Origin of the sequence: Mycobacterium intermedium, assembly GCF_002086275.1 — a bacterium.
Lineage (GTDB): Bacteria > Actinomycetota > Actinomycetes > Mycobacteriales > Mycobacteriaceae > Mycobacterium > Mycobacterium intermedium.
This window is the reverse complement of record NZ_MVHT01000306.1, coordinates 1-535: the sequence shown is the minus strand read 5'-3', so window position 1 is coordinate 535 and position 535 is coordinate 1. Positions and strand designations below refer to the sequence as shown.

Genomic DNA, 535 nt, shown 5'->3' with positions numbered 1-535 from the left:
TGGGCCGTGGGGGGATGGGCGAGGTCTACGAGGCTGATCACACCGTCAAGGAGTGGACGGTCGCGGTCAAGGTGATGACCGCGGAGTTCAGCAAGGACCCGGTCTTCCGCGAGCGGATGAAACGCGAAGCCCGCATCGCCGGCAAACTCCAAGAACCCCACGTGGTGCCCATCCACGACTACGGCGAGATCGACGGCCAGATGTTCCTGGAGATGCGCCTGGTCGAAGGCACCGACCTGGACAGCCTGCTCAAACGCTACGGCCCGCTGACCCCGCCGCGCGCGGTGGCCATCATCAGCCAGATCGCCTCGGCCCTCGATGCCGCCCACGCCGCCGGGGTGATGCACCGCGACGTCAAACCCCCCAACATCCTGGTCACCCCCGACGACTTCGCCTACCTGGTCGACTTCGGCATCGCCAGCGCCACCACCGACGAGAAACTCACCCAACTCGGCACCGCGGTGGGCACCTGGAAATACATGGCGCCCGAACGGTTTTCGAACGACGAGGTCACCTACCGCGCCGACATCTACTC

The 535-nt window shown here is 65.8% G+C and carries 1 protein-coding gene; it reads left to right on the top strand.

The annotated features are described in order from the left end of the window. The coding region (locus tag BST27_RS30805; protein WP_139805523.1) for a serine/threonine-protein kinase at positions 1-535 on the top strand (535 nt) is incomplete at both ends.